This window comes from Serratia silvae, from assembly GCF_023282985.1.
GTDB classification, from domain to species: Bacteria; Pseudomonadota; Gammaproteobacteria; order Enterobacterales; family Enterobacteriaceae; genus Chania; species Chania silvae.
In genome coordinates, this window is the sequence record NZ_JAGQDC010000010.1 from 120,330 (window position 1) to 145,139 (window position 24,810).

Genomic DNA, 24,810 nt, shown 5'->3' on the forward strand with positions numbered 1-24,810 from the left:
CTGCGGCTTCCGGCCACAGGGGGTTTTTTTATGCCTGACAGCGTTCGGCAATCGCCTGAATGTCGGCAGGCGTGGTTCGGCAACAGCCGCCAATCAAGCGGGCACCGGCATGCTGCCAATCAGCCAGTTGGTTAATCAGATGATGCTGCTGGTTACCACAGCTATGCCAGGTTTTACTCACCGCGTCGTAGTGTTCACCAGAGTTAGGGTAAACCAGTAACGGTTTATCACTCAGCGCGGCAAGCTGCTGCAACGCCGGGGTAACGTTTTCCAACGCGATACAATTGACGCCTACTGCCAGCACCTGCGGGTTATCGTTAAGCTCAGCCATGACGACGGCCAGTGGCGTGCCATCGCTGAGATGCTGGCTATCGCGCAGAGTGAAAGAGAACCACCCTCCCAGCGCTGGGAATTCCTTTAGCAGCGCCAGCAGGGCCTGTAATTCGGCGAATGAAGGCAGCGTTTCACATGCCAGCAGATCCACTCCGGCGTTGGCCAGAGCCGTGATACGCGGACGATGGAACGCGATCATCTCTGCTTGCGGCAGATGGTAGTCGCCACGGTATTCAGAACCGTCCGCCAGGTAGGCACCATAAGGGCCGACCGAACCGGCGACCAGCAAAGGCAATCGCTGCGAGCGTTGGGCCAGATAATCGGCGCGTGCCTGCTGTGCCAGGTGGACGCTTTGAGCGATCAGTGCCAACGATTGTGGCTCATCCAGGCCCCGGCGTAAAAAACCTTGGGGTGTGGCCTGATAGCTGGCGGTAATGGCGCACTGTGCTCCTGCCTTGAAGTAATCCAGATGCACCTGATAAATCAGCTCCGGGTTTTCAATCAGCACTTTTGCCGACCACAGCGGATCGGTGAGATCGCAACCTCGGGCCTCCAGCTCGGTGGCCATTGCCCCGTCCAAAATCAACGTGCGGTTATCGGCCAGTAAGACGGCCAGAGGGTTGTTAACCGACATGTTCTTCTCCGGTGTTCAGTAGGTGTTTCTGCCCGGAACGCCGGGTCAGGTAATAGGCCAGATAGCAGATCGCCACAAACGGCAGGCCGCAATACAGCGCCACGCGTTGCTCTGGGTCGAATGCCAGACCGATACAGGCCAATAAACACAGCGCAAAGCCGACAATAGGCGTCAGCGGATAACCTGGTGCACGGTATTTCAGCCCTTCAATCGGTTGACCGCTGCGCAGGTAGCGGCGGCGAAAAACGTAGTGGGCGGCACAGATACTCAGCCAGACGGCAACGACCGCAAAGCCGGAGATGGCAGACAGTGCCACAAACACCGTATCGGGCGCGATCACGCTGGTCAGCAGGGCCAGCACGCCGCCGAGCATGCTGAACGTCAATGCATTCATCGGGATCCCGCGTGCATTCACCCGTGAAAAATAGGCAGGCATAGTACGCTGATTGGCCAGCGACCACAGCATACGCCCCGAAGCATACAGCCCGGAGTTGGCGGCCGAGAGAATGGCGGTCAGGATCACGAAGTTAAAAATATCGGCGGCATAAGGCACACCAATGCGCTCAAAGACCAGGACAAACGGGCTTTTCACGATCCCGGCTTGCTCCATAGGGATCAGCGCTGCCAGAATAAATACTGTACCGATAAAGAATACCATCAGGCGGATCACCGTGGTGCGGATGGCCCAGGGCACCACTTTTTCCGGATTTTCGGTTTCGCCCGCCGCAATGCCGATCAGCTCAGTACCGGAGAAGGCGAAATTGACCGCTACCATGGTCATCAGGATCGGTAACGTCCCATTGGGCAGCCAACCCGATGAAGTCAGGTTACTCAGGAAGGGGGCTGGCGTACCGTCTTTCATCGGGATCAGGCCAAACATGGCTGCACCACCCAGCACGATAAACGCCAGAATGGTGATCACCTTGATCAGCGAGAACCAGAATTCACTTTCGGCAAAGAAGCGGGTGGTAATGACATTAAGCAGAAAAATGGCCAGACAGAAAATCAGGCAACGGTATAGCCGGTAGCCGGGCCAAGATAGCGTGCCGCATAGACGTGAAATGCGCCGGTTTCCGGCATGGCGACGGCCAGTTCCCCCAGACACAGCATGACCAGATAGACTACGACAGCGCCAATCAAATAGGCCAGCAGGGTGCCCAGCGCACCGGTCGTAGAGATGATATAGCCAGTGTTGAAAAACAGACCGGTACCGATCACGCCGCCCAGCGACAGCATCACCAAATGCCGGGCTTTCATGGTGCGTTTGAATTGCCCTTCAGCGGCAGGTTGCATAACACTCTATCCATATAGACGTCTAAATGGCTATCAGTTATACCCGTTCCATTATGCGAAATCAACGTAACTCAAAACACGGTAACGAAAAAGAGGTGTTAGCCGCCAGATGCTGTCAATTCATTCTCCCTTCGTCCTAGTTGGCCCGTTTCGCCTGCTGTAGCCACTTGTCCAACTCATTGGCAAACTGCTGGCGATCGCGCTGATTGAGGGTATTCGGCCCCCCGGTCTGGATGCCGCTGGAGCGCAGGGTATCCATAAAATCGCGCATGTTCAGACGTTCACGAATGGTGTCTGGCGTATAGCGCTCACCGCGGGGATTCAAGGCGATAGCGCCTTTTTCTATCACTTCGGCGGCCAGTGGGATATCTGCGGTGATCACCAGATCGCCCACTTCACAGCGGCGCACGATTTCGTTATCCGCCACGTCAAATCCTGCAGCAACCTGCAAGGTGCGGATAAATTTCGAAGGGGGTGTGCGCAGAGGCTGGTTAGCCACCAGGGTGACCGGCATCGCTGCGCGGTCTGCGGCACGGAACAGCACTTCTTTGATCACGTTTGGACAGGCGTCAGCATCGACCCAAATCTGCATTATTTTTGCTCCTGTAACCAGTCGCGCACCGGCAGGAAGTCACGGTATAGCGCGGCTTCCGGGCTGTCGGTTGCGGGCTGGAAGTTATACTCCCAACGTACTAGTGGCGGCATTGACATCAGGATCGATTCGGTTCGGCCTCCGGTTTGCAGGCCGAACAGCGTACCGCGATCCCACACCAGATTAAACTCGACATAGCGGCCACGGCGATACAGCTGAAACTGGCGTTGGTGGTCGCCCCAAGGCAGTGCTCTACGTCTTTCTACGATCGGCAGATAGGCCTCCAGAAAACCTTCACCTACCGCCTGAGTAAACGCGAAACAGCTTTCGAAATCCGGGGTATTCAGATCGTCAAAGAACAGGCCGCCGATACCACGGGCTTCGTTACGGTGTTTGATAAAGAAATAGTCATCGCACCACTTCTTGTATTTTGGGTACGCATCGTCGCCGAAGGGGGCGCAGAGCCTTTGTGCGGTACGGTGCCAGTGAACGGCGTCCTCTGTAAAGCCATAGAAAGGCGTTAGGTCAAAGCCGCCGCCAAACCACCAAACCGGCTCTTCGCCCGGTTTTTCCGCGATAAAGAAGCGCACGTTGGCATGGCTGGTAGGTATATAGGGGCTGAGCGGATGGATCACCAGTGATACGCCCATCGCCTGAAAGCTGCGCCCGGCCAGTTCTGGACGATGCGCGGTAGCAGAAGCGGGCAGCGTGGCACCGGAAACATGGGAAAAGTTTACCCCGGCCTGTTCGAACACCGCACCGTTGGTCAGTACTCGGCTACGGCCACCGCCGCCTTCCTCACGCGTCCAGCGATCTTCCTTAAAACCGGCTGCGCCATCGGCCTGGGCCAACTGCTCACAAATCTTATCTTGCAACGCCAGCAGGAAGGATTTTACTGCGGCAATGGTGGGTAAACTCATACGGGTTTTTCGCAATGGATAACTGGACAGGGCGGCAAGTATACCTTCTCGCCCCGTATTTTGCAGGTCTAGCGCGGCTTACGTTGGTGAACGTCGTAATATTGGAAGAAATTGATCACACCGTCGGCGATGGCGCGGGCAATTTTTTCGCGAAAGGCGGTGGTGCCTAACAGGCGCTCCTCACCGGGGTTGGTGATAAACGAGGTTTCTACCAGCACCGAAGGAATAGAAGGGGACTTTAATACGGCAAACGCCGCCTGTTCGGTGCTTTCGCTATGCAGGCGGTGAACCGGGCGGATCTGGCCCAGCACGTGGCGGCCCAGGGTCAGGCTGTTGTTGATGGTGTCGGTTTGCACCAGATCGAATAACACCTGCTGTAGATAGTTGTCCTGTTCTTTGTATTTGCCCCCCGCCACGTCATCGGCGGCATTTTCCTTATTGGAGAGATAGCGTGCCATCGCGCTACTGGCTCCGCGGTTGGAAAGGGCAAATACCGAGGCACCGGCGGCATCCGGGTTGGTAAATCCATCGGCATGGATCGAGATAAACAGATCGGCCTGATGCTGGTGGGCGATCTCCACGCGCTGGAACAGCGGGATAAACTCATCCTCCTCCCGGGTCAGGCGGGCTTCAACGTGCTCGTGCTCATGCAGGAAACGACGCACATGGTTGGCAATTTCCAACACCACGTGTTTTTCCTGCGAGCCTTCATGGCCCACGGCACCGGAGTCGATACCGCCGTGGCCGGGATCGATCATCACCATCCTTTTGCTCCCCGTTGCCTTGGGTAGCGGTTTACTGTGCGGTTCTGGTTGCAGCATATTGGCCTGGGTGGCTGAGGTTTTACCCCCGAGCAGAGCCAAAGCCAGGCCGGAGAGCAGCAGTTGGCGGCGGGTCGATGAAGCGGTGAGAGGGCTGAAATTGAGGTAGGTTTTGCTCTGTTTTTTCTTCACGCGCGACTCCAACTCGATCAATCTATTTCGCGACGTTATAGCGTATTGATCCCCATTAATCGACTTGATAACTATTGCCATTTATTACTTGGCAAAACGCTGCAGCTTGAAAGACTGCGGGTATCAGTTAATAATTACGCAATAATCAGATATACCCGTCGTCTTTCAAGCTGCAGCTTGAAATCCATAGGGTATTAAATAAGTTAATTAACAGTAGCGAGCAACGATGGAAATTCGCGTATTTCGGCAAGACGACTTTGAAGAAGTCATCACCCTGTGGGAGCGTTGCGACCTGTTGCGGCCATGGAACGATCCCGAGATGGATATTGAACGCAAACTGAACCACGATCCGGATCTGTTTTTGGTGGCGGAAGTGGGTGGTGAGGTGGTTGGCTCGGTGATGGGCGGTTACGACGGCCACCGTGGCTCGGCGTATTACCTGGGCGTTCACCCGGACTATCGCGGGCGCGGCATTGCCAATGCGTTGATTAATCGGCTGGAGAAAAAGCTGATTGCGCGCGGTTGCCCAAAAATTCAGCTCATGGTACGGGAAGACAACGATACCGTGATCGAAATGTATGAAAAGCTCGGCTATGAAATTCAGGCGATTACCAGCCTGGGGAAACGGCTGATCGAGGATCAGGAGTATTGATCGTCAGGGCGGTGGTTATCACCGCCCAAGCTTTGGTTTAAGGCAATTTCTTGATGTTTTTCACATCGACTTCTACGTTACTCCAGTCCTTATCCACTTTCCCTTCCAACTGTACCTTGTCTTTTGGCGTGATGGTCTGGCCGTTCCAGCGCTTTCTGTCGATCTCTACCGTCAGCGTGCCGGTGGCGTCGCGGAAGGTGTAGGTGTCATCACCCACGCGCTGTTCTATATTGCCCTGCAACATCACCCAGGTGTCATCGCTCATCGATTTGACCTTATCTACCGTGGTCAGTGCGGCGCTAGGGCCGGAGAAGCCACCTTGCGGGCTGGTTTGTGTTTGAGCCGGTGTCGCATTGGGGTTGGGAAACCCGCCCTGTTGAGCTAAAACCGGTGCGCTGCATAATGCGATGAGTGTGAGCAAAGCGATCTTTTTCATCTGGATCTTCCTTATCAGTGGTCTGAATGACTTCCCGTTAGCGGGACATAACCTGATTAAACCATAAGGATCTTAAGAGCTTCTTAAGCTGGAGATTGAAAATGGTGACCACTGTCGCCATTTGCAAGGGTAATCATAACATCGGCAAGGAATAGTATTTGAAGGCGTCAACACACCGGTTTTCACCGGACGATTACGATCAGCACGGGATGCTACGGTTGCCGCTGTGGTTTTGGGGCGTGCTGATCTTACAGGCTCGTACCTGGCTACTGTTTGTGATGGCGGGCACCTCACGCGATCAGGGCAGCGGTTTGCTGCAGCTGTTTTACCCGGATAGCCAGCGTTTTTGGTACGGTATGCTGCTGGGGCTGCCAGCGGCGTTGGCCTTTTTGATTGGTGGCCGCCGCCAGCATTGGCCCCGTCTGTGGCGCTGTTGGCGTTGGGTGCTGCTCGTTTCGCTGGCGGCGGCGCTGCTCGGTTCGCTTTACAGCCTGTGGCAGCAAGACAGCAATGAACCTCCGCTGGATCTCCTGCTGGCGCTGCTGGATGTGCTGGCGATGGGGTATCTGTTAATGAATCGGCGTTTGAAAGCCTGTTTTATCCCGCAGGATGAGGTAGATTAATTGCCGAAAACTGCGGCACTTTTCCCAATTTACGCACTCCAACCTGGCAATTGATAGCGCAGCCCCAGCGGTTATGAGAGGCTGCATATCGCCGATGTCTTTGATGTTAAGGAGCTATGAATGAATATTCGCCCACTGCTGTTAGGGCTACCGCTGTTGTTGACCGGCTGTTCGACCATGTCAAACTTCTCCTGGTCCAGCCTGTCGCCGTTCAACTGGTTTGGCGGCAGCGTAGAGGTTAGCGCTAAAGGTGTCGGTGATGTGGGGGCCGGTACCCCCATGACGGAGGCGGCGATTGGCAAGGGCCTGAATAACAACTACCGCATGCGTGGCGGGATGGCGACCAACCAAGGGCAGATCGTTTCCTACTTCCAGGCATTGGACGGCGATGACGTGAAGCTGGTGATCACCGGGGAACCTAAAGGCCACGTGCAGCGCGTTGACGTGATGGACGCCAAGATCGCCACCGAATGGGGCAGCAAGCTGGGTACGCCGTTTAGCGAACTGTTCAGCAAGGCCTATGGTGCTTGTAAACCGGCCGACGGTGATGATGTTGGCAAGGTCGAGTGCGTGGCGCAGCAAAGCCGCAATGTCAGCTATATCTTCAGTGGCAAATGGGCTGGCCCACAGGATCTGATCCCACCGGACGATACTCTACAGAGCTGGACGGTGAGTAAGATCGTCTGGCATGCCAAAGCACAATAATTCTCATTACGGGCGCACCTTGCGGTGTGCCTGCCTCGTTTGGCGTTAAATCCCTATTTTCTTTGCGTTCGGGCAAGGCAATCAGCCTGCTGTACGTTATGATATTGTGCGTTTATAACAGGGCAACCTGTTACCCGATTCAGGTCTTGAGGAAATCAACATGACACAGGTTCAGAGCGGCATCCTGCTGGAACACTGCCGTTTTGGCATTTTTATGGAAGCGATGGTGCAGGGCGAATTCGTCGATCTGCGCCAGGGGTGCAAACAGTTTTGCCAGGTGCTCGGCGAGTTGCAGCAACAGTTTCCAGATGCCCATTTAGGGGCAGTTATCGCTTTTGGCTCCGACGTTTGGCATGACCTTTCCAATGGTCAGGGAGCCAAAGAGCTGAAGCCTTTCGTACCACTGGGCAAGGGGCTGGCACCGGCCACCCAACGCGATATGCTGATCCATATTCAATCTCTGCGTCATGACGTTAACTTCACCCTGGCGCAGGCCGCCCTGGCCGCGTTTGGTAACACTATTCGCATTGAAGAAGAAACGCACGGTTTCCGCTGGGTAGAAGAGCGCGATCTGAGCGGTTTTATCGACGGTACCGAAAATCCGCAGGGCGAGCAGCGTCCTGAAGTGGCGGTGATTGGCGCAGGCGAAGAAGACGAGGGTGGCAGCTACGTGCTGGTACAGCGTTACGAGCACAACCTGCGTCAGTGGCAGCGTTTCACCACCGAACAGCAGGAACAGATCATTGGCCGTACCAAACACGACAGCGAAGAACTACCGCCGGAGCAACGGCCAGATACCTCGCACGTCAGCCGTGTCGATCTGAAAGAAGACGGCAAAGGGCTGAAAATTTTGCGCCAGAGCTTGCCTTATGGCACCGCCAGCGGCAAACATGGCCTGTATTTCATCGCTTATTGTGCACGCCTGCACAACATCGAACAGCAACTGTTAAGCATGTTCGGCGAACGGGACGGCAAACACGACGCGATGCTGCGTTTCAGCCGCGCGGTGACTGGCAGCTACTACTTCGCACCTTCGCTGACACGTCTTTTGTCACTCTGATGCATCATCTGGGGCCAGTTCCGCTGGCTCTGGGTTTTCCCTCCCTCTGCGGTGAACCGCTCTCCTCCTGCCTTATAGCGTTTGATGCTTGAAAATCACTAAACGGTATATAAAAGCGTTACAGGTCTGCATCAAGTTATAAATACACTGGTCAATATCAGGGCGGAAGCCCGGCGGTAAGACTCAGTGATAAGGTGCAGAATGAAACATTCCCGGGTTAAAAATACGCTGTTGAAAGGTTGGCTGGTGGCGGCATTGTTAGCCAGTGGTACAGTTTCGGCGGCAGAATTGCTCAACAGCTCTTATGACGTCTCCCGCGAACTGTTTGCCGCGCTGAATCCTGGCTTTGAAGAGCAGTGGGATCAGCAGCATCCGAATGACAAACTGACCATCAAACAGTCCCACGCCGGTTCTTCCAAACAGGCGTTGGCGATCTTGCAGGGGCTGCGTGCCGATGTGGTCACTTATAACCAGGTCAGTGACGTACAAATCCTGCATGATCGTGGCCAACTGATCCCGGCAGATTGGCAGCAACGTCTGCCGAACAACAGCTCCCCATTCTATTCCACCATGGCCTTCCTGGTGCGCAAGGACAACCCGAAAGGCATCCACACCTGGAGCGATCTGGTGCGCGATGATGTGAAGCTGGTATTCCCGAACCCGAAAACCTCCGGTAATGGCCGTTACACCTATCTGGCCGCCTGGGGCGCTGCCAGCCAGGCTGATGGTAACGATCAGGCCAAGACTCGTGAGTTCATGACCCGTTTTCTGAAAAATGTGGTGGTGTTTGATACTGGTGGCCGTGGCGCCACGACGACCTTTGTCGAACGTGGCCTGGGCGACGTGCTGATCAGCTTTGAATCCGAAGTGAACAATATCCGCAAGCAGTACGGTGCAGACAAGTATGAAGTGATCGTGCCGCCGGTCGATATTCTAGCGGAGTTCCCGGTGGCTTGGGTGGACAAAAACGTCGAGAAAAACGGCACAGAGCAGGTGGCAAAAGAGTACCTGAACTATCTCTACAGCCCGGCGGCCCAGAAGTTAATCACCAGCTTCTATTATCGCGTCAATGACCCGCAGGTGATGGCGGAGGCTAAGGGCCAGTTCCCTGAGACCAAGCTGTTCAGCGTGGAAGATCAGTTCGGCGGTTGGCCGCAGGTGATGAGTGCCCACTTTGCGACGGGCGGTGAATTGGATCAACTGTTAGCGGTAGGGCATAAGTAATGTTTTCGATGGCCAGTAAGCGGGTTCTGCCTGGGTTTACTCTCAGCCTGGGAAGCAGCCTGCTTTTCACCTGCCTGATTTTACTGTTGCCGCTCAGCGCGCTGGTGATGCAGCTGGCGCAGATGAGTCTGGCACAGTATTGGGAAGTGATCACCAACCCGCAGGTCGTGGCGGCCTATAAGGTGACGCTGCTGGCGGCCGGAGTCGCCAGCATTTTCAACGCGGTGTTTGGCATGCTGATGGCATGGATCCTCACCCGTTACCAGTTCCCTGGCCGCTCCTTGCTGGATGGCCTGATGGATTTGCCGTTTGCGTTGCCTACGGCGGTGGCCGGCCTGACCCTGGCGGGGCTGTTTTCTACCACCGGTTGGTACGGCCAATGGCTGGCTCATTTTGATATCAAGGTTTCCTTCACCTGGTTGGGAATTGCGGTGGCGATGGCCTTTACCAGCATTCCTTTCGTGGTACGCACGGTGCAACCGGTGCTGGAAGAGTTGGGGCCAGAATATGAAGAGGCCGCCGAAACGCTCGGGGCTACCCGTTGGCAGAGTTTCCGCCGCGTGGTGTTGCCAGAGGTTGCGCCAGCGCTGCTCGCCGGTACGGCGTTGTCATTTACCCGCAGCCTGGGGGAATTTGGCGCGGTGATATTTATCGCTGGCAACATTGCCTGGAAAACCGAAGTGACCTCATTGATGATTTTTGTGCGCTTACAGGAGTTCGATTACCCGGCAGCCAGTGCGATTGCCTCGGTGATCCTGGCGGCATCATTGCTGCTGCTGTTTGCGATTAATACCTTACAGAGCCGCTTTGGCCGCCGTATAGGAGGGCACTGATGGCCGATATTACCGCCCTGAACGGCGCAGAGCGCCCACGCGTGAATTGGGGGAAATGGACGCTGATCGCCATCGGTGCGCTGTTCTCCATCCTGCTGCTGGTCGTGCCGATGGTGATGATCTTCATCGAGGCATTCTCCTCCGGCGTGGGTGCCGTGTGGCATAACCTGTCTGACCCGGACATGCTGCATGCCATCTGGCTGACGGTGCTGGTGGCGCTGATCACCGTGCCGGTCAACCTGGTGTTTGGTACTTTGCTGGCCTGGCTGGTTACGCGCTTTACCTTCCCTGGCCGCCAACTGCTGCTGACGTTGTTCGACATGCCGTTTGCAGTGTCGCCGGTGGTGGCGGGGTTGCTGTATCTGCTGTTTTACGGCACTAACGGCCCGATTGGTGGCTGGCTGGATGCCCATGATATCCAACTGATGTTTGCCTGGCCGGGCATGGTGCTGGTAACGATATTCGTGACCTGCCCGTTTGTGGTTCGTGAACTGGTGCCGCTGATGATGAGCCAGGGCAGCCAGGAAGACGAGGCCGCGGTGCTGTTGGGTGCTTCCGGTTGGCAGATGTTCCGCCGCGTCACCTTACCGAACATCCGTTGGGCATTGTTGTATGGCGTGGTGCTGACCAATGCCCGCGCGATTGGCGAGTTTGGCGCAGTATCGGTGGTGTCCGGCTCTATCCGTGGCGAAACCTATACCCTGCCACTGCAAGTGGAATTACTGCATCAGGATTACAACACCGCCGGAGCGTTTACCGCTGCGGCACTGCTGACCCTGATGGCGATAGTCACCCTATTTCTGAAAAGCGGACTGCAATGGCGCCTGGCGCGTCAGGATGCGCGTCTCGAGCGGGAGGAAAATCATGAGCATTGAGATTAACGGTATCAACAAGTCTTTTGGTCGTACCAAGGTATTGAACGATATCTCGCTCGATATTCCTTCCGGTGAGATGGTGGCGCTGTTAGGCCCATCCGGTTCGGGCAAGACCACCTTGCTGCGTATTATCGCCGGGCTGGAAAGCCAGAGCAGCGGTAAGCTGGGTTTCCACGGCACCGATGTCAGCCGCGTACATGCGCGCGATCGCCGTGTCGGCTTCGTGTTCCAACACTATGCGCTGTTCCGCCATATGACGGTTTTCGACAATATCGCCTTTGGGCTGAGCGTGCTGCCACGTCGCGAACGTCCGAATGCGGCGGCGATCAAACAAAAAGTGGAGCAGTTGCTGGAGATGGTGCAGTTGGGTCATCTGGCTAACCGCTACCCTTCACAGCTTTCCGGCGGCCAGAAGCAACGTGTCGCCTTGGCGCGCGCGCTGGCGGTGGAACCCCAGATCCTGCTGTTAGACGAGCCGTTTGGTGCGCTGGATGCTCAGGTGCGTAAAGAGCTGCGCCGCTGGCTGCGACAACTGCATGAAGAACTGAAGTTCACCAGCGTGTTCGTGACTCACGATCAGGAAGAAGCGATGGAAGTCGCCGACCGCATCGTAGTGATGAGCCAGGGGAATATCGAGCAGGTAGGTTCACCGACCGAGATCATGCGTGAACCCGCCACCCGCTTCGTACTGGAGTTTATGGGGGAAGTTAACCGTTTGAACGGCGAAATCCGGGGTTCACAGCTGTTTGTGGGCGCTCACCAATGGCCGCTGTCGTTCCAGCCAATGCACCAAGGCAGCGTCGATCTGTTCCTGCGCCCGTGGGAAATGGAAATCGGCATCGATTGCAGCGCTCGTTGCCCATTACCGGTGCAGGTGCTGGAAGTCAGCCCGCGTGGCCATTTCTGGCAGTTGACCGTGCAGCCAATTGGTTGGCATCAGGAGCCTATCAGCGTGATTATGTCGGAAGGCCATGCCGCACCGGCGCGTGGTGATCGTTACTACGTTGGCAGCCTGAATGCCCGCCTCTATGCTGGCGAACAACTGTTACAACCGGTTGCGTTAGCTAAAAGCGCCTGATAACTTGTAATTTATACCCTATGAATTTCAAGCAGCAGGTTGAAAGGCGACGGGTATATAATTTCCCATTTTAAGGCAACCTTGGGTTGCCTTTTTACATGATACGCAGGCAATGATTGTGACCACGCTGGAACAATGCATCGGTAATACACCGTTAGTAAAACTACAACGACTGGCCGACGGGCTGGACAGTGAAATCTGGCTCAAGCTGGAGGGCAACAATCCGGCGGGGTCGGTCAAGGATCGGGCCGCGTTGGGGATGATCCAGCAGGCGGAACTACGTGGTAAAATTCAGCCGGGCGATACGCTGATCGAGGCCACCAGTGGCAATACTGGCATCGCGCTGGCGATGATCTGTGCGATGAAGGGCTACCAGCTGAAGCTGCTGATGCCGGAAAACATGAGCATGGAACGCCAGGCGGCGATGCGTGCCTATGGTGCAGAGCTGATCCTGGTCAGCCGTGAGCAGGGGATGGAAGGGGCGCGTGACCTGGCGCTGGAGATGCAGCAGCAGGGGCAGGGCAAGGTATTGGATCAGTTCAACAATCTGGATAACCCCTACGCGCATTTCACCACCACCGGTCCGGAAATCTGGCAGCAGACCGCCGGTCGTATTACCCATTTCGTTTCCAGCATGGGCACCACTGGCACCATTACCGGCGTTGGCGGCTACCTGAAAAGCCAAAACCCACAGGTGAATATCATTGGCCTACAGCCTGCTGAAGGCAGCAGCATTCCGGGCATCCGCCGTTGGGCACCGGCCTATCTGCCGGGGATTTTCCGCCCGGAACTGGTGGATCAGGTACTGGATATGGCACAAAGCGAAGCCGAACAGACCATGCGTCAACTGGCGCAGCGGGAAGGTATTTTCTGCGGTGTCAGCTCCGGTGGAGCCGTGGCTGGGGCGTTGCGCGTTGCTGCGGCCAACCCTGGCAGCGTGATTGTCGCCATTATCTGCGATCGCGGTGACCGTTACCTGTCCACCGGCGTATTTTCCTAGCCGAACGTTCATCGGTGGTGGGATGCTAACCCCGCCACCGGTTTTCTAATAGTGGCCTCGTTAGCCACCCGATGTTTATTGTTGTTACGACTCTCCCCTCCCATTCCCCCATGGCAACAACTCGATATTCCGCCAGCGTTCGCATATTGTGTAAAGATTAGGTAAAACTGGCTGCGTAGGGCGTCAATAGACGCGAAAATGGCGGTAAATCAGCGGAGGAATGGCATGAAAATTTTATTGGTCGATGACGATCTGGAACTTGGCACCATGCTGAGCGAATACCTGACGGCTGAAGGATTCAATGCGTCCCTGGTGCTGACCGGCAAGGCCGGAGTGGATGGGGCGCTTTCTGGTGATTATACCGCGATGATCCTCGACATCATGCTGCCGGACATGAGCGGTATCGACGTGCTGCGCGAGGTTCGTAAAAAGAACCGCTTGCCGATCATCATGCTGACGGCCAAGGGTGACAATATCGACCGGGTGATCGGGCTGGAGATGGGCGCTGACGACTACGTTCCCAAACCTTGTTACCCACGCGAACTGGTGGCACGCCTGCGTGCGGTGCTGCGCCGGTTTGAAGAACAACCGGAAGCGGTGGATAAAGTCTCAACCCTGAGCTTTAACGAATTGACGCTCAACCCGTCCACCCGCAGCAGCGCGTGGCAGGGTAAGGCATTCGATCTCACCGCCTCAGAGTTCAATTTGCTGGAGTTACTGCTGCGTTCACCGGAGCGGGTGGTATCGAAAGATGAACTGTCTGAGAAAGGACTGGGACGGCCACGCGAGGCTTACGATCGCAGTGTGGATGTGCACATCAGTAATATCCGCCAGAAGCTGGGCGTGCTAACGAATAACCGGCTGAGCATTGAAACCGTGCGCAGCATCGGTTATCGCATGAGGTAATGCCGATGCGCGGAAGATTGTTCTGGAAAATCCTGCTCGGTTTCTGGCTGACGTTTATCATCATGACCCAGGCGCTGTGGGTGACGTTCGCGTTCTATGGTAATCGCCATGAATCGCCGGAAAACAGCATGGCTCGGCGCATTGTCAATCTGCAACTGACCTCTGCGGCCTCCGTATTACACCGTGGTGGCATGCCCGCGTTGAACGCGATGGTCGCTGGCTGGCCTGAAGTCGAGCGTCGCTTCTTTAGCGTTACACCTGCGGCCCAACCACCGGCCGAGGAGCCAGAGCAAAGCCAGGCAACGGAACGGCCGAAACAGATGGTGGAGTGGGTGAAGGGGGCAGACAACCAGGGTTACCTGTTGAGCTTCGATGTGGAAGGACTGTGGGCCGAATATCGGCCAGCCAAGCGCTGGCGCTTGCTGAATATTCCGGAGCCGATTCTGTGGGTCGGTGGGCTTGGGGGCTTGCTGTTCAGCGCCATGTTGGCCTGGAACCTGACTCGCCCGATGCGTCAACTGCGTGCCGGTTTTGAGCGGGTAGCGCAGGGCGATCTGGCGGTGCGGCTGTTCCCGGCGATGCGGCGGCGGCATGACGAGCTTTCTGAAGTGGCGCGTGACTTTGACAGTATGGCGGAGCGGTTGGAGGTGTTGGTCAGTGCCCGTGAGCAATTGCTGCATGATGTCTCGCATGAGTTGCGTTCACCGTTGGCCCGCTTGCAGTTAGCCATCGGTCTAGGGCGGCAAAATCCGAACAACGTGGAGAACTCGTTGCAGCGTATTGAGCATGAAGCCGGGCGGTTGGACAAGATGATCGGCGAACTGCTGGCGCTGTCACGCACCGAGAACAACGGCCTGTCGGATGACGAGGAGTATTTCGATCTCTATGGTCTGGTGGACGCGGTGGTTAACGATGCGCGCTACGAGGCGCAGATCCCCGGCGTAGAAATCGTGTTGCAGGCCAGTTCCGACGTGGAATACACCGTAAAGGGCAATGCTGAATTGATGCGCCGGGCGGTTGAGAATATTGTGCGTAATGCCCTGCGCTTTTCCTGTCACGGTCAGCGGGTGACGGTGGCGCTGATGCGTATCGACCAGCTGTTCCAGATCCAGGTCAGCGATCAGGGGCCGGGTGTGGAGGAGTCGAAGCTTTCCAGCATCTTCGATCCCTTTGTTCGGGTAAAATCGGTGATGTCTGGTAAGGGCTATGGCCTGGGTTTGGCGATCACTCACAAAGTGGTGTCGGCACATGGTGGGCAGGTCGAGGCACATAATGGTGAGCAAGGTGGGTTGGTGATCACGCTGCGGGTGCCACGCTGGAGCTAAAGGCTACAGACAAAATAAAGACTGCTGAACCCCCTCTCTGGGCTCACGACGGGGCGCTGCATGCTGCGCCCCTACGCGTTAGGCCAGTTGAGGAATGTTTGCAGCTTGATTTTAACGATAATGCTGCTTATCCAGATCGTACTTTTTCATCCGCAGGTAGAGCTTCTTACGCGGGATCTGTAAGTACTCGGACACCTCATTAATTCGCCCCTGATGCAGGTTTAACGCCTCGGTAATGATCTGGCGCTCATAGTCTTCGATACGTTGATCCAGCGGCGCGGGATCGGATCCGTGCAGTAGTGGGTTGGCAGTCTCTGCCAGTGGCATCACCCCGACGGCAAACAGCTCTGCAGCATTGGCCAGCTCTCGCACGTTATTCGGCCATACCCTTTTTACCAAGCGCTTAATCAACTCTGCTGGCAGATCTGGCAATGGGTGGTTAAGGCGCAGGCAGGCCTGCTGCAGATAGTGTCGGAACAACGGCTCTATATCGTCGGGGCGAAGAGAAAGCGGCAGACAGGCGATTTGGGTCATGGCAAAGCAGTAATAGAAATCGGGCAGGAGGGTATGCCCGGCAGCCAGTTCCACCAACGGTGCAGCCCCAATGCCGATCAGCCGGAAGGGCAGTGGGTCTTGCCCCTGGAGCTGGGTCAGCCGCGCCTGCTGGGCGATAGACAAGTGCTCTAGGTGGCGTAAAATCAGCGTCCCGCCGCTTACCTGCTCAATCCATTGTTCTAACGGTGCCTCACCTCCCGGCGTCAATTCACCCACGATCAACGGCTGTTCGCTGCGATGGCTCATACGGTGTAAATGGCGGGCAGCCAACGTCCTGCCGACCCCTAACTCGCCTTGCAGGTAAACCGCCAAATCGGTTTCGGCTACCTGTTGCAAACGCACTCGTAGCTGATTTACCCATTCACTGCGGCCAATCAGATTGCTCTGCAACTGTTCCTGCTGCCAACGACGACGGGCAATGTAAGAACGTCTCTGGGCTAGCGCGTTGGCGACCTGTTCAAGTAACTGGGCTGGGTTGACCGGTTTTTGCAGGAAGTCCCAGGCGCCTTTTTTCACCGCTTCAACCGCCATCGGCACATCGCCGTGGCCGGTGATCAACAACACCGGCAAACAGGCATCGTGAGCGAGCAGTAGCGCCATCAGTTCAATCCCGGAACAGCCAGGCATACAGACATCGCTGATGACGATCCCAGGCCACTCCTCGCCGAGCATTTCCTGTGCCTTCAGCGGGTTATTACAGGCCTGCACCTGATAGCCCGCCTGGTTGAGCAACATGGTATAGGCGTCAAGGACGTCAGCATCGTCGTCAATTAACAGAATCTGTGCTTGTTGGCTTAACATGGTTCATCCACCGGTTGAAACTGTAAAACGACGCAGGCGTTCTGCGTCAGCGTAGAGGCCAGATGCAGGCTACCGCCCATTTGCTGCATCAGCGAGAGCGAGATGGAGAGGCCAATCCCCAAGCCCACCGATTTGCTGGTGGTGAAAGGCTTAAGTAACGATTCTGCTCGCGCCAGCGGCCAGCCTGGTCCGTTATCCCACAGCATGATTTGCCATCCGGACTTATGGCGTTGCCAGCTTATCTGCAAGTGTGGCCGCTCCTGGCAGGCATCTAGCGCGTTACTCATCAGATTGACCAACACCTGCTGGATGCGCACCTCGTCACCTAACACGTTTGGTGCACCTTCCGGTAGCCGCAGTTCCCCCTGCAGTGGTTGGTGGCGAAGAGTCAGCAACTCCCAGGCGGCAAGTAATGACTGGCGTAAATCCACTGGCTGAGAAGGGCTATCCTGTTCGGTTCGCCGGGTGAATTGCCGTAGTATGCGGATGATGGCATCCATACGGCCAATCAGGCCATCGGCTTTGGTCAGAGCAAGCGTGGCAGCCTCTGGCTGGTGTTTATCCACCGCATGACGAGCGGTAAACAGGTACATTGACAGGGCGTTCAGCGGTTGATTGATCTCATGGGCCAGGGTGGTCATGGTCTGTCCAACCACGGCCAGCTTGGCGGCTTGCACCAGCTCATCCTGTGTAGCACGTAGATGCTGCTCAATGCCCTTGCGCTCGGTGATTTCCTGCTCCAGCCGGGATTTTTGCAGATTCAACTGGCCCAGGGTGCGCCGCAGCAGGCGTGCGATGCGGCCCAGTTCATCGCCACCGTAAACCGGGATCGCCGCGTTGGTTTCCCCAAGGCCAATACGCACCACCACCTGGTTAAGCAGGGTAAAACGCTTGACCAGGCGGGAACGAATAAAATAGTGATTGAGCAAATACACCAATAACATCGCCAACAGGGTGGCGATCACAATTAGCCTGCCGCTGACGCGGATGATCTGCTCCAGGCGGTGGTTAAAGGTTTGCATCTGGCGGTGGCTGTTACTCAATTGCGATTCCAATTGCGTGCGGAAGCGGGCAAGCGTGGCCTCCTTGGCCTGGGTAGCCAGCGTAAGTGCCCGTTGTGCCTGGTGATAGTTTTTCATCGCCGCGGGCATACTGTTTTCGGCAATGCCGGTCTCCAGCAGTTCGTCGATGGTTTGCCGTAGCGTGATGGTGCTGGGATGAGCCTGCAACCCCTGCATACTTTCGTTGGCCGTTTTTTGCAGATAGGCGAGGTAACGCACATGCTCGGCAACCGAAGTCGGTTCTTCACTGCCAGATTGCAGCTCGTTGAGGCGATCGCGTAAAGCATCGGCGATCTGGTTCTCAATGCGTGCCAGGGCATAGACTTGCTGCTGCTCACTTTGCACCTCGCGCAGACTGGCCTGTAAGCGGGGGAGTACCTGGCTAGAATCCGTCTCCATCTGGTCGAGCAAAGCCCCCTGTTGCCAACTGAAATCCTGCACCAGCGAATTTAGCTCGGTGGTGAAATCATCATGTAGCCAACTGATGCGCGCGGCGATCTCATTAACCTTTTCCCTGGCGATAAACATGTTGTACAGCGCGTTGTCCAATCGGCCCAACAGTTGGCGGCTCTCTGCCAGCGTCGCCTGAATTTGCTGACGTTCAGGGTTATCCAGCTGCATGCTGGCCTGCTCGATTTGCTCCAAATGACCGACGATCTGATTTCTTAATTGCAGGCGGGCATTGGTATTGGCGGCCTGTAAAAACGCATTGAGCTGATCGACCAGCGTGTTCAGATTGCTTTCGATCACGAATGAAGATTGGATGCGCGGAAAGTAATCATCCAGCGCATAGCGAACCTGCGAGCTTTGCTCATGCCAGGAGTACAGGCTGACCCCGCTGACGGTAAGCGTCAGCAGCGCGCCGGTGAGAAAGGCTCCCCGCAAGCAGGCGCTGATGGTCAGGCGTTTGAAGAAGCGCGGCAATAAACGGCTCATTTTAACTCTTCCAGCGCCTTGATGGCTGTTCTCTGCTGCTGCTGAAAGAACAGTTGCCATTCCATGACCTGCTGCTCGCTCTCGCTTCGTGCCGCAAACTGTTTCAGGAACTGCGGATCTTCGCTTTGTGCCTGGGTGACAGGAATGGCGGTCAACAACGCGCGGATCTCCGGTAAAGGCCGCTTGAGGCGGCTCTCCGCTCCATGCAACGCTTTCCAGGCGTCCTTGAGCTGAGACAGGCGGAAGCTGATGGCCGTATCAAACAGCTTTTGTACCAGGCGCTGACGTTGCAGGATCAGGGAGTAATTCAGCGGTGGCCGCTGTAACAATTTTTGCTGCTGCGCGAAGCGTGGGTTGTCGGCAGGCAGTGGAACTACCGGGTATTTTCCCGTGCTGGTATCGGCCAGGACCCGCTGTCCCTGTGGGCTGAGCAGAAACTGAATAAAGCGCCGGGCCTCAACGGGATAATGGCTGTTGCTCGTTACGGCAATATAGGTGGGGGAGGCTGCGGCCTGGGGGAAATAATGGAAAGCCAGATGCGGATCGTCCAGCAGCAGATTGGCGTAGTTGTCGATAATCGGCCCGACGGAACCCAGGCCGCTTTTGACTTTATCCGCCACGCCAAAACTGCGTGAAGAGATGGTGATCAGGTTACCTGCCGCCGATAGCATTGTTTGCCAGCCAGATTGCCATCCCCGTTGTTGTAACAGCGACTCCACCATCAGGTGGTTGGTATCCGAGCGGGAAGGGCTGCTCATCAGCAGGGCACCCTGGTAGCGGGCATCGGTCAGGTCATCCCAATCGCCTGGCAGCGGCAGACGTTTCTCTGTCAGATTAGTGCGGTTGATCAGCAGGCCAAAGCCCGAAATGGCCACTGCCACGGCGGTATTGCGGATAGGTTCAGGTACCAGACGCTGTGACTGTTCCGGGGCACCTTCATAGTTGGTCAGACGCTGATGTTGTTGCAGGTGCTGGAGCAGCATGGGGGACGAGGTCAGCACCAGATCGACGTTGTCACTGCCGGTGCTGTCGAGCAGTTGTTCCAGGGAGGAACTGGTGCGGTTCAGCGTGCGGATAACCACCGACTGGGGTTGGCCTTGCCAACGGCTGATAATATAGGCGGTTGCCTCTGGTGAAAAGGTGGTGGCCATCACCAGTTCATTTCTTTTGGCGTAGGCAGAAGTGGATAACAGCCAGCAGGCCATTGCCGTAAAAATGAGCGTTGCACGCATAATAAAATTCTCCCTCGACCTCATCGTTTGTGATCTTATTCATAAAATCGCAATGACGATAAAAATAACCCGCAAAACATTTGGGACAAAAATATTTTTTGTGAACCAATAAGGTTTGGTCGGGGTTATAACGTTGATGAAGTCAGAATATTACCATCGATAGCCGAGCAATACTGTTAACGCCTTCAAAAACATCATCACTTGTAGGTTGGTTGTGCGCACACAGACGCAGTGCTGTAGCGCTCTAATACGGAGCTGTGAGTGAAAGGGTCTTTGGTCAATAGCGGTATTGTTAATTGATGAGTCAAAATTGGGTTTATTTAATCTGGGTTTGAGTCAATTTTGACACATATTACGGGGCTTGTCTTATCAATGAATTAATTACACCATCCGCTGCGAGCGTTATTAATAAATAGCAGGCGAATCTAGCCTGTACAGATAAACCTCACAGGGGAATAACATGTTTTCATTATTAAAACCTGGCGCGGCGGCGAAGCGTGTTCCGCCAGAACAGGTGCAGGCAACCTACCAGCGTTATCGCATGCAGGCGTTACTGAGCGTCTTTTTGGGCTATCTGGCCTATTATATTGTGCGCAACAACTTCACCCTTTCGACGCCCTACCTGAAAGAGCATCTGGACCTGAGCGCAACGCAGATTGGCATGTTGAGCAGTTGCATGTTGATTGCCTACGGCATCAGCAAAGGGGTGATGAGCAGCCTGGCCGATAAGGCCAATCCCAAGGTGTTTATGGCCTGTGGCCTGGTGCTTTGCGCCATCGTCAACGTCGGTTTGGGGTTCAGCACTGCCTTCTGGATCTTTGCCGCCTTGGTGGTGTTCAACGGCCTGTTTCAGGGGATGGGCGTAGGCCCTTCGTTCATTACCATCGCCAACTGGTTCCCACGCCGTGAGCGAGGCCGCGTTGGTGCATTTTGGAATATATCCCACAACATCGGTGGCGGAGTGGTAGCCCCCATCGTCGGCGTGGCCTTTGCGGTGTTGGGCAGTGAACACTGGCAAAGCGCCAGCTATATCGTCCCCGCTGGCGTGGCGGTGCTGTTTGCGCTGGTGGTGCTGTGGTTGGGTAAAGGTTCTCCGCGCAGTGAAGGTCTGCCTGCCTTGGAGCAAATGATGCCGGAAGAAACCATCAGGGTGAAAACCGGTGTGCAGGAGCAGGCACCGGAAAATATGAGCGCCTTCCAGATCTTCTGTACCTATGTCCTGCGTAATAAAAATGCCTGGTATGTCTCGCTGGTGGATGTATTTGTCTACATGGTGCGCTTTGGCATGATCAGCTGGTTGCCGATCTATCTGCTCACCGAAAAGCATTTCTCCAAAGAGCAGATGAGCATTGCGTTTCTGTTCTTCGAATGGGCGGCGATCCCTTCCACACTGTTGGCTGGGTGGCTGTCGGATAAGCTGTTCAAGGGACGCCGTATGCCGCTGGCGATGATCTGCATGGTGATGATTTTCATCTGCCTGATTGGTTACTGGAAGAGTGACTCGCTGTTGATGGTCACCATCTTTGCCGCTATCGTCGGTTGCCTGATCTATGTGCCACAGTTCTTGGCTTCGGTACAGACGATGGAGATCGTTCCCAGCTTTGCTGTCGGCTCCGCCGTTGGCTTGCGCGGCTTTATGAGCTATATCTTTGGGGCCACGCTGGGCACCAGCCTGTTTGGCGTGATGGTTGATCGGATGGGGTGGCACGGGGGCTTTTATCTGCTGATGGGCGGCGTAGTGTGCTGCATCTTGTTCTGCTATCTGTCACATCGTGGCGTATTGGCTTTGGAGCGTGAAAGACAGCAACAGGAGTTACCAGCGGAGCCACTGGCAGCGCAGTAACGATTGGGTTGATGACACAGTGAATCTGTAGTTTTGGATAAAAAAATGGCGCCGATAAAGGCGCCATTTTTACAATCGAACCGCGATTACTTCTTGATGCGGATGATCGGGGTCTCGCCAACGGTGACGCTGCCGGACAGTTTGATCAGCTCTTTGATCTCGTCCATGTTGGAGATAACCACCGGAGTCAAAGTAGACTTGGCTTTCTCTTCCAGTAGGGCCAGATTGAACTCGATAACCACATCGCCTTTCTTGACGCGCTGGCCTTCTTCCGCGATGCGTTTGAAGCCTTCGCCTTTCAGTTCAACGGTGTCGATACCAAAGTGCACGAACAGCTCAATGCCGCTATCGGATTCGATAGAGAACGCATGGTTGGTTTCGAAAATTTTACCGATAGTGCCGTCAACCGGAGCAACCATTTTGTTGCCAGCAGGTTTGATAGCAATGCCATCGCCAACGATTTTCTCAGCGAATACGACGTCCGGTACATCTTCGATATTGACGATTTCGCCAGAAAGTGGAGCGACGATCTCGATAGTGCCCATGTCTTTCTTGTCATCAGAAACCAGAGACTTCAGTTTATCGAACAAACCCATGATCTTCTCCTAAGCATTAAATTGGGCGGCGTTCCAGTGTCGTGGAATTTTAGCAGAGCGTTTTTTCTTCGATGAACTTATTGACGCAGTTCATCAAATCCTGTGCCGTTGGTTGTTCCAAGGCCTGCGCTGCCAATGCCTTCACATCTTCGAAATTGGTATTACGAATAATTTTCTTGATGCGCGGGATTGCAATCGCACTCATGCTGAACTCATCCAGCCCCATGCCCAAAAGCAACAGTGTAGCACGCTCATCGCCAGCCAGCTCGCCGCACATACCGGTCCACTTGCCTTCTGCGTGAGATGCATCAATAACCTGTTTGATCAGGCCAAGCACTGATGGGGACATCGGGTTATAGAGATGAGAAATCAGCTCGTTGCCGCGATCTACTGCCAGAGTATACTGGGTTAAATCGTTTGTCCCAATACTAAAGAAGTCGACTTCTTTCGCCAGGTGGCGAGCAATCACTGCCGCGGCCGGTGTTTCCACCATCACGCCCACTTCAATGCTTTCGTCAAAGGCTTTGCCTTCTTCACGCAGCTGCGCTTTCAGCGTTTCCAGTTCGCCCTTCAGATCGCGCACTTCTTCCACCGAGATGATCATCGGGAACATGATGCGCAGTTTGCCGAAAGCGGAGGCACGCAGGATGGCACGCAGCTGAGCGTGCAGGATTTCCCGGCGGTCCATCGCGATACGGATCGCGCGCCAGCCCAGGAACGGGTTCTCTTCTTTTGGCAGGTTCATGTACGGCAGGTCTTTATCGCCGCCGATGTCCATGGTACGGACGATGACTGCCTGTGAACCCATGGCTTCCGCAACGGCCTTGTAAGCCGAGAACTGCTCGTCTTCGGTTGGCAGTGAGTCGCGGTCCATAAACAGGAATTCGGTACGATACAGGCCGACACCTTCGGCGCCATTGCGCTCTGCACCGGCGACGTCGCGCACGGTACCGATGTTGGCACAGACTTCAACCTGATGCCCGTCCAGCGTGATCGCCGGCAGGTCTTTCAGCTTGGCCAGATCGTTTTTCTCGGTGACGTATTGGGTGTGAACCGCTTTCAGCTGTTCAATCACCTCGGCCGTCGGGTTGACGTAAATCTTGTTGTTAACCGCATCCAGGATCAGGTAATCGCCGTTTTTTACCTGGGTGGTCACGTCGCTGGTGCCAACGATAGCGGGCAGTTCCAGGGAGCGAGCCATGATTGAGGTGTGGGAAGTACGGCCACCCAGATCGGTGATGAAGCCCAGCACTTTGTCCAGGTTCAGCTGTGCAGTTTCTGACGGCGTCAGGTCTTTCGCGACCAGGATCACCTCATCCTGAATGGCGGTCAGATCGACAATTGCCAGGCCCAGGATGTTTTGTAGCAGACGCTTACCGATATCACGCACGTCCGCCGCACGCTCTTTCAGGTATTCGTCATCTAATTCTTCCAGCGCTTTCGCCTGGCCTTCGATCACGGTGTAGGCTGCCGCATCGGCAGACGCCAGATCGTCTTTGATGAGGGCTATGATTTCCTGCTCAAGCTCTTCGTCTTCCAACAGCATGATGTGGCCTTCGAAGATCGCTTCTTTCTCTTCGCCGAAGGTTTCGCCTGCCTTGGTCTTGATCACTTCCAACTGTTCAGACGCTTTGGCGCGGCCTGCCAGAAAACGTGAGATTTCCTGCTCTACAAGGTCTGCAGAGATTTTTTTCCGGTTGATGACAATTTCATCTTCCTTCAGCAAGAGAGCCTTACCAAAAGCGATACCCGGTGATACTAAAATGCCTGAAATCATAACCCTACCTTACTCTTGACTGGTGTTAACTAAAAAGACGGGCCGATTACTCAAGCTCTGCCATCAGTTTTACCAAGTGCTCAACGGCTTTCTGCTCGTCTTCACCAACGGCTTCGATGGTGACTACTGTTCCTTGGGTCAGGCCCAGAGTTTGCAGCTTAAACAGGCTTTTGGCGCTAGCGCTCTTGCCGTTGGAAGTCACGGTGATGTCAGATGTGAAGCCTTTGGCTTCTTTTACGAACTGAGCGGCAGGGCGAGTGTGCAGACCATTCGGAGCGGTGATAGTCACTTCTTGCTGGAACATTGATGTTTCCCCAACTTATCGGATTAAGGTTGTGGAGCTAAAGTTTAGCCTAACGGCGTGATTTTAGCTTGTCTGGTTAGCGCCTGACTATGGTACAGGGGCGAGCGTTGATGCAACATAAAACGACGCTATAAGTATTTCAGATCAAAAAATCCGAGCATCTGGCGTTGTTTCAATCAGCTTCCCATTATGCCGTGTTTTCCGCTGGAGCGACAAATGAGTAAATCGATTCAGCTCAAACAATGGCAGGAAGGTGATTAATT

The 24,810-nt window shown here is 55.2% G+C and carries 23 protein-coding genes and 1 pseudogene; 12 read left to right on the forward strand and 12 right to left on the reverse strand.

Annotated elements, in window-relative coordinates:
* Positions 1–28 precede the first annotated feature (28 nt).
* The 5 genes and pseudogenes from mmuM to amiA form a co-directional block, all read right to left on the reverse strand.
* The gene (gene mmuM / locus KAJ71_RS13890) at positions 29–967 is read right to left on the reverse strand and encodes a homocysteine S-methyltransferase (RefSeq protein ID WP_248946271.1); all 939 of its coding nucleotides are present in this window, start codon (positions 965–967) and stop codon (positions 29–31) included.
* A pseudogene (locus KAJ71_RS13895) lies at positions 957–2,260 on the reverse strand (amino acid permease). The gene mmuM and the pseudogene KAJ71_RS13895 overlap by 11 nt, the downstream one beginning before the upstream one ends.
* A gap of 136 nt (positions 2,261–2,396) precedes the next feature.
* Positions 2,397–2,852, reverse strand: a complete 456-nt coding sequence (locus tag KAJ71_RS13900; protein WP_248946272.1) for a YaiI/YqxD family protein — start codon at positions 2,850–2,852, stop codon at positions 2,397–2,399.
* A complete protein-coding gene (hemF, locus tag KAJ71_RS13905) occupies positions 2,852–3,772 on the reverse strand; it encodes an oxygen-dependent coproporphyrinogen oxidase (protein WP_248946273.1) in 921 nt (306 codons plus the stop codon). The genes KAJ71_RS13900 and hemF overlap by 1 nt, the downstream gene beginning before the upstream one ends.
* Before the next feature lie 68 nt (positions 3,773–3,840).
* Positions 3,841–4,725 carry an N-acetylmuramoyl-L-alanine amidase AmiA gene (gene amiA / locus KAJ71_RS13910; RefSeq protein ID WP_248946274.1) on the reverse strand — a complete coding sequence of 295 codons (885 nt, stop codon included), beginning with the start codon at positions 4,723–4,725 and terminating at the stop codon, positions 3,841–3,843.
* Between the two features lie 226 nt (positions 4,726–4,951).
* On the opposite strand from amiA, the gene KAJ71_RS13915 reads away from it, so the two are divergent.
* Positions 4,952–5,377, forward strand: coding sequence for a GNAT family acetyltransferase (locus KAJ71_RS13915; RefSeq protein WP_024527108.1), 426 nt, complete (start codon positions 4,952–4,954; stop codon positions 5,375–5,377).
* 37 nt (positions 5,378–5,414) lie between these two features.
* On the opposite strand, the gene KAJ71_RS13920 is transcribed toward KAJ71_RS13915, so the two are convergent.
* Positions 5,415–5,813, reverse strand: coding sequence for a YgiW/YdeI family stress tolerance OB fold protein (locus tag KAJ71_RS13920; RefSeq protein ID WP_248946275.1), 399 nt, complete (start codon positions 5,811–5,813; stop codon positions 5,415–5,417).
* A 158-nt stretch (positions 5,814–5,971) separates the two neighbouring features.
* Between KAJ71_RS13920 and KAJ71_RS13925 the strand changes: the two genes are divergently transcribed.
* The 10 genes from KAJ71_RS13925 to KAJ71_RS13970 all read left to right on the forward strand — a co-directional run bounded on the left by KAJ71_RS13925 (position 5,972) and on the right by KAJ71_RS13970 (position 15,442).
* Entirely contained in the window at positions 5,972–6,436 is a 465-nt protein-coding gene (locus tag KAJ71_RS13925) for a DUF2919 domain-containing protein (protein WP_248946276.1), read from the forward strand.
* A gap of 120 nt (positions 6,437–6,556) precedes the next feature.
* Entirely contained in the window at positions 6,557–7,141 is a 585-nt protein-coding gene (locus tag KAJ71_RS13930) for an RpoE-regulated lipoprotein (RefSeq protein WP_248946277.1), read from the forward strand.
* 160 nt (positions 7,142–7,301) lie between these two features.
* Positions 7,302–8,201, forward strand: a complete 900-nt coding sequence (locus KAJ71_RS13935) for a Dyp-type peroxidase (RefSeq protein WP_248946278.1) — start codon at positions 7,302–7,304, stop codon at positions 8,199–8,201.
* 201 nt (positions 8,202–8,402) lie between these two features.
* Positions 8,403–9,425: a sulfate ABC transporter substrate-binding protein gene (locus tag KAJ71_RS13940; RefSeq protein ID WP_248946279.1), complete on the forward strand. Its 1,023-nt coding sequence runs from the start codon at positions 8,403–8,405 to the stop codon at positions 9,423–9,425.
* Positions 9,425–10,258, forward strand: coding sequence for a sulfate/thiosulfate ABC transporter permease CysT (cysT, locus tag KAJ71_RS13945; RefSeq protein ID WP_248946280.1), 834 nt, complete (start codon positions 9,425–9,427; stop codon positions 10,256–10,258). The genes KAJ71_RS13940 and cysT overlap by 1 nt, the downstream gene beginning before the upstream one ends.
* The gene (cysW, locus tag KAJ71_RS13950) at positions 10,258–11,133 is read left to right on the forward strand and encodes a sulfate/thiosulfate ABC transporter permease CysW (protein WP_248946281.1); all 876 of its coding nucleotides are present in this window, start codon (positions 10,258–10,260) and stop codon (positions 11,131–11,133) included. The genes cysT and cysW overlap by 1 nt, the downstream gene beginning before the upstream one ends.
* A complete protein-coding gene (gene cysA / locus KAJ71_RS13955; protein ID WP_248946282.1) occupies positions 11,123–12,211 on the forward strand; it encodes a sulfate/thiosulfate ABC transporter ATP-binding protein CysA in 1,089 nt (362 codons plus the stop codon). The genes cysW and cysA overlap by 11 nt, the downstream gene beginning before the upstream one ends.
* A gap of 118 nt (positions 12,212–12,329) precedes the next feature.
* Positions 12,330–13,211 (forward strand): cysteine synthase CysM, encoded by an 882-nt coding sequence (gene cysM / locus KAJ71_RS13960; RefSeq protein ID WP_248946283.1) that lies wholly within the window; start codon positions 12,330–12,332, stop codon positions 13,209–13,211.
* Between the two features lie 225 nt (positions 13,212–13,436).
* Positions 13,437–14,117: a response regulator transcription factor gene (locus tag KAJ71_RS13965; protein ID WP_248946284.1), complete on the forward strand. Its 681-nt coding sequence runs from the start codon at positions 13,437–13,439 to the stop codon at positions 14,115–14,117.
* A gap of 5 nt (positions 14,118–14,122) precedes the next feature.
* Positions 14,123–15,442 (forward strand): ATP-binding protein, encoded by a 1,320-nt coding sequence (locus tag KAJ71_RS13970; RefSeq protein ID WP_248946285.1) that lies wholly within the window; start codon positions 14,123–14,125, stop codon positions 15,440–15,442.
* Positions 15,443–15,553: 111 nt separating this feature from the next.
* Here KAJ71_RS13970 and pgtA read toward each other — a convergent pair whose 3' ends face one another.
* The 3 genes from pgtA to KAJ71_RS13985 are packed head-to-tail and all read right to left on the reverse strand — an operon-like array spanning position 15,554 to position 20,027.
* Positions 15,554–16,798: a two-component system response regulator PgtA gene (gene pgtA / locus KAJ71_RS13975; protein ID WP_248946286.1), complete on the reverse strand. Its 1,245-nt coding sequence runs from the start codon at positions 16,796–16,798 to the stop codon at positions 15,554–15,556.
* Positions 16,792–18,795, reverse strand: a complete 2,004-nt coding sequence (gene pgtB / locus KAJ71_RS13980; RefSeq protein WP_248946287.1) for a two-component system sensor histidine kinase PgtB — start codon at positions 18,793–18,795, stop codon at positions 16,792–16,794. The genes pgtA and pgtB overlap by 7 nt, the downstream gene beginning before the upstream one ends.
* Complete coding sequence (locus KAJ71_RS13985) at positions 18,792–20,027, reverse strand: ABC transporter substrate-binding protein (protein ID WP_283106770.1); 1,236 nt, start codon at positions 20,025–20,027, stop codon at positions 18,792–18,794. The genes pgtB and KAJ71_RS13985 overlap by 4 nt, the downstream gene beginning before the upstream one ends.
* A gap of 460 nt (positions 20,028–20,487) precedes the next feature.
* On the opposite strand from KAJ71_RS13985, the gene pgtP reads away from it, so the two are divergent.
* Positions 20,488–21,870: a phosphoglycerate transporter PgtP gene (gene pgtP / locus KAJ71_RS13990; RefSeq protein WP_248946288.1), complete on the forward strand. Its 1,383-nt coding sequence runs from the start codon at positions 20,488–20,490 to the stop codon at positions 21,868–21,870.
* Positions 21,871–21,956: 86 nt separating this feature from the next.
* On the opposite strand, the gene crr is transcribed toward pgtP, so the two are convergent.
* The 3 genes from crr to ptsH are packed head-to-tail and all read right to left on the reverse strand — an operon-like array spanning position 21,957 to position 24,547.
* Positions 21,957–22,466, reverse strand: a complete 510-nt coding sequence (gene crr, locus KAJ71_RS13995) for a PTS glucose transporter subunit IIA (protein ID WP_021178690.1) — start codon at positions 22,464–22,466, stop codon at positions 21,957–21,959.
* Between the two features lie 49 nt (positions 22,467–22,515).
* A complete protein-coding gene (ptsI, locus tag KAJ71_RS14000) occupies positions 22,516–24,243 on the reverse strand; it encodes a phosphoenolpyruvate-protein phosphotransferase PtsI (protein ID WP_248946289.1) in 1,728 nt (575 codons plus the stop codon).
* 46 nt (positions 24,244–24,289) lie between these two features.
* On the reverse strand, positions 24,290–24,547 hold the full coding sequence (ptsH, locus tag KAJ71_RS14005; protein ID WP_024484477.1) for a phosphocarrier protein Hpr: 258 nt from the start codon (positions 24,545–24,547) through the stop codon (positions 24,290–24,292).
* Between the last annotated feature and the right edge of the window lie 263 nt (positions 24,548–24,810).